This window comes from Vibrio sp. S234-5 (genome assembly GCF_000960595.1).
Lineage (GTDB): Bacteria > Pseudomonadota > Gammaproteobacteria > Enterobacterales > Vibrionaceae > Vibrio.
The window spans coordinates 1-464 of sequence record NZ_JZAM01000325.1 but is presented as its reverse complement, the minus strand read 5'-3'; the positions used below and the strand labels follow the sequence as shown (position 1 = coordinate 464).

Sequence of the window (464 nt, the reverse complement as noted above, 5' to 3'; positions counted from 1 at the left end):
TGGTTGTATCAACATACGCATTAGTGAGGTCAAGCGCCTCGAAAATAGGATTGTCGGCACCATAGACAATACTAGCCACACTATCTCGATAGACTTCATCCGGCTCGTCATCGGAATCATCGACAGTGTCAATGGTAAACGTAGCGGTCACACCATCGGCACCAATCACGGCTTGAGTGGTTTCAGTGATGTCGTCACCGGATGCCGTGGTGTAGCTGTAAGCTAAAGTCACGATGCTACCGACTGGCGCCGGATCGCTCAGTGTCACGGTGTATTCGGAAGTAGTTTCACCTTCCGAAACGCTATTCGGGCCGGTCATATCAACGGTTACAGTATCTTCTGGCCCTTGCTCTGCCTCATCTGTAATCGTTGCAACACCCGTAACTGGAGTAGGCTGTTCTGGCGTTGAACCGGACAAACTGAATGTTTCCGATCCTTCCGCTAAATTATCATCAATGGTATCC

The 464-nt window shown here is 49.8% G+C and carries 1 protein-coding gene; it reads right to left on the bottom strand.

The window, feature by feature from the left end:
- On the bottom strand, window positions 1–464 hold a 464-nt coding region (locus tag UF06_RS18805), incomplete at both ends, for a hypothetical protein (RefSeq protein WP_045571795.1).